Source organism: Actinomycetospora endophytica (assembly GCF_021026375.1).
Classification (GTDB): Bacteria; Actinomycetota; Actinomycetes; order Mycobacteriales; family Pseudonocardiaceae; genus Actinomycetospora; species Actinomycetospora endophytica.
Genome location: NZ_JAJNDB010000014.1, coordinates 1 through 5,441, shown reverse-complemented (window position 1 = coordinate 5,441; position 5,441 = coordinate 1). Strand labels below are relative to the sequence as shown.

Here is a 5,441-nt window from a genome sequence, read left to right as displayed (position 1 = left end):
TCAGGCGGCCGCACCATCCGGTGCCATCAGACGCTCACCCTACCAGAACCAACCGGAGGGCAACCGCTCCAACCTATCCCGCCGCCCCGGCCGGGAGCAACCCCTTTGCCCTGGCGACATGGAGAACTTTACACGGGCTGCGGAGGGCCTCCGCGAGGGGGGTGGCCGATGGTCATCAGCGCAGGTCAGCCGCGGCGCGAGCCGACCCCGGGCCCGCGGGCGGCCCCGTCGCCCCCTCCCCGGCTCCCGTCGCCGGGCCCGGTGTGCCGGAAGGCGTCCATCGCCTCGGCCAGCAGGTCCGCGAGACGCGCCCCGTTCTCGCCCCTCCGGGGTGGGCCCTGCACGGGACCGTCGGCCGGCGGCGTGGCGGACCCGCCGGAGGGCGCCGCGTCCGGTCGAGCGGCGAAGCGCGGGTCCGCGGGCACGGGCATCGAGCCCGACACGTGCGTCCGCGCCGACGGCACCGCGACATCGGTGCGGCGCGCACCGTTGCGACGGGGCGGCACCGGGACGTCGGGCAGGTGGTACTCGGCGAGCAGGCCGGCGAGCGTCAGCGGCAGCTCGTCGTAGAGGTCCTCCGGATCGAAGCCGGGCGGGACCACCCTCGGCTCATCCTCCTGAGCACGGGGGCCCGACCCCGGGGCGTGAGCGACGGACTCGTGGTCCTCGGCGTCCCCGGCCCCGCCGCCGGGCGACCGTGAGCCGGTGTCCGGTCGGCGCGTGCCCGAGGCCTCGAGAGGCTCGAGGCTCCCGTTCCGGGACGCGGGCGCCTCGGCCGGCGCCGCGTCGGCTGCTCCCGGGGCCGAGCCGTTCGACCGCGCGCTCTCGTCGGGCCGGTCGACCGTGACCCCCCACCCGGACCCCGAACCGAGCGGATCGGCCGGGTCGATGTCCAGGCTTCCCGCGAGTTCGTCCGCGTACCCCCAACCACCGGTCAGGGACGACGAGAGCCCCGGGTCTCCGGGCGTGGGCGGCTCGACGGACAGGAAGCGGTCCTCGGCCCCCAGGCCGGGTGACGCACCGTCGTGCCCGGCCGACCACCGCTCGGTCGTCGGGCCCGCGGCATCCGACCCGGACGCTGAACCGGCACCCGGCTCGGGGCCCGGGAGCCCGTGGTCGGAGTCGGACACCCCGTTGGCGGCCCGCCGCCCCGGCGCCGTCGAGAACGCGTCGAACGTCGGGCGGGAGACCTCCCCGGCAGCGGCCACCGCGGGGTCCACGACGGGTTCCTCCCACGGCTCGGCCGAGTGCCGCGAGCGCCGCCCCGGCTCCGGCGGCAGCGGGTCGGCCGATGACGGCGTCCCGGGGTCCAGGAAGCACGGCAGATTGCCGTTCCCCCCGACGTCCGTCCCTCCCCGGCGGCCCTCACCCGTTCCGTTGGCAGACGGGGCGCTCGAGCCGTCCGCCGGCAGCCCCGACGTCAGGCCTGCCGCCCCCAGGAGCCGGGCGAGCGCTTCCGGGACCTGCTCGGGCGTCGACACGTCGTCGTCGGCGTCGTCCCGGCGGTGCCCCCGTCGGCGAGGGAGCGGCTCGGACCCGTTCACCCCTCCCCCGAGCGATGAGCGGGCGTCGGCGAGCAGCGATTCCACCTCGGAGAACGCCGAGGCCTCCGGCGTCGGCCCGGGCTCGGGAGGCCTCGACGGGCTCGGAGCCGGCGTGACCACGGGGAGATCCGGTGCGGCGGCGGCGATCATGGTGAGGACGCGGAGCGCCGGGTCCCGGCGGTCGCGCGCGCGGCTGTCGAGATCGTGTCCGTGACGCACCGCGGTCAGGGCCGGCCCCAGCTGGCCTCCCCGCTCGGCAGCGGCCGCCACGACCTCCCAGGCCCGTGCCGCGTCCCCGTCGTGGCCCGCCGCCTCCAGCTCCGTCGCGGCCGCGCGCGCCATCGCCTCGGCGTCCGCGGGGGCGCCGGTCGCGAGGTGCACGCGTTCGGCCAGCGCGAGCCGGATCCGGGCCGTGGCGCCGACCGCGACCGGTCCCGCGGGCCCGTCGGGCAGAACGGCACGCCCCCGCTCCAGCGCTTCGTCCCGTCGGTCGAGGTCGAGGAGGAGATCCACCTCGTCGGCCGCCGCGAGCAGGGACCGCCTACCCCCGTCGGCGTCGGCCTCGGGCCTCGCCGACACGGCTTCGGACACGATCGACAGCGCCGCCGCGGCCTGGGTCGCGCGACGGCGAGCCGCCGCCCTCGCCCGCGCCAGGTCGCGGCGCACCAGGCCCGCCTCCGGCTCCGGGGTGCGCAGCAGCGCCGTCCCGGCGTCCTCGGCGGCACGGTCGGCGCCGCTGACGTCCCCGTTCGCCGCGGCGACCTGGGCCCGCACCAACGCCGCGAGCGTGACGGTCCGCGCCGAGAGATCCCCGCCCGCCGGCATGGGCTCCACGAGCCGACCGGCGACGGCGAGGTCGCCGAGCCCGATCGCCGCGACGGCGAGCTCCACCAGCAGGCCGGCGAGGTCCTCGCGGTCCCCGCGCACCTGGGCGTCGTCCACGAGCGGCGTCGCCCGGGACACGACCTCGTCGAAGCGGTCGAGCTCGGCGAGGGAGCGGATCACCGACCGCTCGGCGGCCGTGCGCGCCGCGGCGTCGTCACCGGCCGCGCGCAGGGCGTGCTCTGCCAGGGAGACACCGAGAGCGGGGTCGGTCCACCGCAGCCCGTCGGCCACCTCGAGGACGGTGCGCGCCGAGGGCACCCCGCTCTCGCGTCGTGGTGCCACGACCGCTCCCTTCTCGGCGTCGGCCGCGGGTCCGTCCCGAAGCCGTGCGGGACCTCAGTCCCGGGTGAGCTTCCGGTGCGTCACCCGGTGCGGACGCGCCGCCTCCGCCCCCAGTCGCTCGATCTTGTTCTGCTCGTAGTCGGCGAAGTTGCCCTCGAACCAGAACCAGGCCGCCGGGTGATCGTCGGTGCCCTCCCACGCGAGGATGTGGGTGCACACGCGGTCGAGGAACCAGCGGTCGTGGGACACGACCACGGCGCACCCGGGGAAGTTCTCCAGGGCGTTCTCGAGCGACCCGAGCGTCTCGACGTCGAGGTCGTTGGTCGGCTCGTCGAGCAGCAACAGGTTGCCGCCCTGCTTGAGCGTGAGCGCCAGGTTGAGCCGGTTCCGCTCGCCGCCGGAGAGGACGTTGACGGGCTTCTGCTGGTCCGGGCCCTTGAACCCGAACGCGGAGACGTAGGCGCGGGACGGCATCTCCACGTTGCCGACCTGGATGAAGTCCAGGCCGTTCGAGACCACCTGCCAGACGTTCTCCGACCCCGACAGCCCGGAGCGGGTCTGGTCGACGTAGGACAGCTTCACCGTGTCGCCGACCTTCACCGACCCGGAGTCCGGCTGCTCGAGCCCGACGATGGTCTTGAACAACGTCGTCTTGCCGACGCCGTTCGGGCCGATGACGCCCACGATCCCGTTCGGCGGCAACGTGAAGGACAGGTCCTTGATGAGCATCCGGTCGTCGAAGCCCTTGTCGAGGTGCGAGACCTCGACGACGACGTTTCCGAGGCGCGGACCCGGCGGAATCTGGATCTCCTCGAAGTCCAGCTTCCGGGTCTTCTCGGCCTCGGCGGCCATCTCCTCGTAGCGCGCCAGACGCGACCGGCTCTTCGCCTGCCGCGCCTTGGCACCCGAGCGCACCCAGGCGAGCTCGTCGGCGAGCCGCTTGCGGAGCTTGGCGTCCTTGCGGCCCTGGACCGCGACGCGCTCGGCCTTCTTCTCCAGGTACGTCGAGTAGTTGCCCTCGTACGGGTACGCCCGCCCGCGGTCGAGCTCGAGGATCCACTGCGCGACGTTGTCGAGGAAGTAGCGGTCGTGGGTGACGGCCAGGACGGCGCCCTCGTACGAGGCGAGGTGGCTCTCGAGCCACTGCACGCTCTCGGCGTCGAGGTGGTTGGTCGGCTCGTCGAGCAGGAGCAGATCGGGCTTGCTCAGCAGGAGCTTGCACAGCGCCACGCGGCGACGCTCACCCCCGGAGAGGTGGGTGACCGGGGAGTCCCCCGGCGGGCACCGGAGCGCGTCCATCGCCTGCTGCAGCTGGGAGTCGAGGTCCCAGGCGTCGGCGTTGTCGAGGTCCTCCTGGAGCTTGCCCATCTCCTCCATGAGCTCGTCGGAGTAGTCGGTGGCCATCAGCTCCGCGATCTCGTTGTACCGCTGGAGCTTCACCGCGACGTCCCCGGCGCCCTCCTGGACGTTCCCGAGGACGGTCTTCTCCTCGTTGAGCGGGGGCTCCTGCTGCAGGATCCCGACCGATGCCCCCGGCGACGCGAACGCCTCGCCGTTGTTCGGCTGGTCGAGTCCCGCCATGATCTTGAGAACGCTCGACTTGCCCGCGCCGTTCGGCCCGACCACGCCGATCTTCGCCCCCGGCAGGAAGCTCAGCGTGACGTCGTCCAGGACCACCTTGTCGCCATGGGCCTTGCGAACCTTCTTCATGGTGTAGATGAACTCAGCCACGGCCCCGATGGTAGTTCCCGCCGTGTGCCCCACTCCGGGCCCGGTCTCCGTCAGCTCGCGAGCACCGACGGCTCGTCGTCTCCGCCGTCCGACCCGCCGGGCCGGGCGTCACCCTCCGCCTGAGCACCGGCCACGGACGTCCCGAAGATCGAGCTCGCCGCGGCCGTGCCCGCGAACACCTCGTCCCGCTCGGGCGAGCCGGCCCCGGTGTCGACGACGGCGAGACCGGTGACATCGGCGACCGGCCGGTCGGAGCCCCCGGGCTTCGACGGGACGACCTTCGCCGACACCCTCGCCAGGTCCAGACCGACGCTGCGCGCCTCGATGTCGGTCGACGTGCGCCGCACGCCGTCGAGCTCGTACTCGCGCACGTGGAGCCTCCCGTACACCACCACCGGATCGCCCTTCGTCACGCACGTACGGACGTTCTCGCTGAGCCGGCGCCAGCACGCGACACTCACCGCGACACGGTTCCCGTCCTCCCAGGAGCCGCTCTCGGCGTCGTACCGCCGTTCCGTACTCATCAGACGGAAGTTCGCCACCTCGCTGCCGTTCGCCGTCCGTCGCCAGCTCACGTCGCTCGCCACGTTCCCGACCACGGTCACCCAGGTCTCGTTCATGACGTCCCCTCCCCTCGAGCCGGACCCGTCGTGCCGGCCATCGGGAAGAAGCGTGCGACTCCGGGGCGGCAGAACGGGAGCGCTCCCGACGAGTCTGGGGACAGCTCGCCCCGGCGATGCCGGTGGGGACAAACGAATGGGCCATCCGGCGAGCGCGGCGGTCAGAACGGCCCAATGACCGGGGCCGGACACACGAATGCCCCCGGACGTCATGGGACGCCGGGGGCACGGAGTGGACGCTCGGGTACAGAAACACGAATGGCCCCCGGGACCGGGTGGTCTCGGGGGCGTGTGTGGTGGGGGTGGTTGGGTGTTCCGGCGGTGTCCTACTCTCCCACGACCTGGCGGTCGCAGTACCATCGGCGCTGGAGGGCTTAGC

The 5,441-nt window shown here is 73.8% G+C and carries 3 protein-coding genes; all 3 read right to left on the bottom strand.

Features of this window, described 5'->3' with window-relative positions:
- Nucleotides 1-185: 185 nt before the first annotated feature.
- From LQ327_RS33455 to ssb, 3 genes are read right to left on the bottom strand one after another with little or no spacing between them, the layout of a single operon-like run.
- Nucleotides 186-2,711, bottom strand: coding sequence for a hypothetical protein (locus tag LQ327_RS33455; protein WP_230741106.1), 2,526 nt, complete (start codon nucleotides 2,709-2,711; stop codon nucleotides 186-188).
- Nucleotides 2,712-2,765: 54 nt separating this feature from the next.
- Complete coding sequence (gene ettA, locus LQ327_RS33450) at nucleotides 2,766-4,442, bottom strand: energy-dependent translational throttle protein EttA (RefSeq protein WP_230741104.1); 1,677 nt, start codon at nucleotides 4,440-4,442, stop codon at nucleotides 2,766-2,768.
- A 50-nt stretch (nucleotides 4,443-4,492) separates the two neighbouring features.
- Nucleotides 4,493-5,062 (bottom strand): single-stranded DNA-binding protein, encoded by a 570-nt coding sequence (gene ssb / locus LQ327_RS33445; protein WP_230741102.1) that lies wholly within the window; start codon nucleotides 5,060-5,062, stop codon nucleotides 4,493-4,495.
- Nucleotides 5,063-5,441 lie beyond the last annotated feature (379 nt).

Coding starts and splice junctions, on each gene's coding strand:
- ssb (WP_230741102.1), bottom strand. CDS start 5,062: ATGAACGAGACCTGGGTGACCGTGGTCGGGAACGTGGCGAGCGACGTG.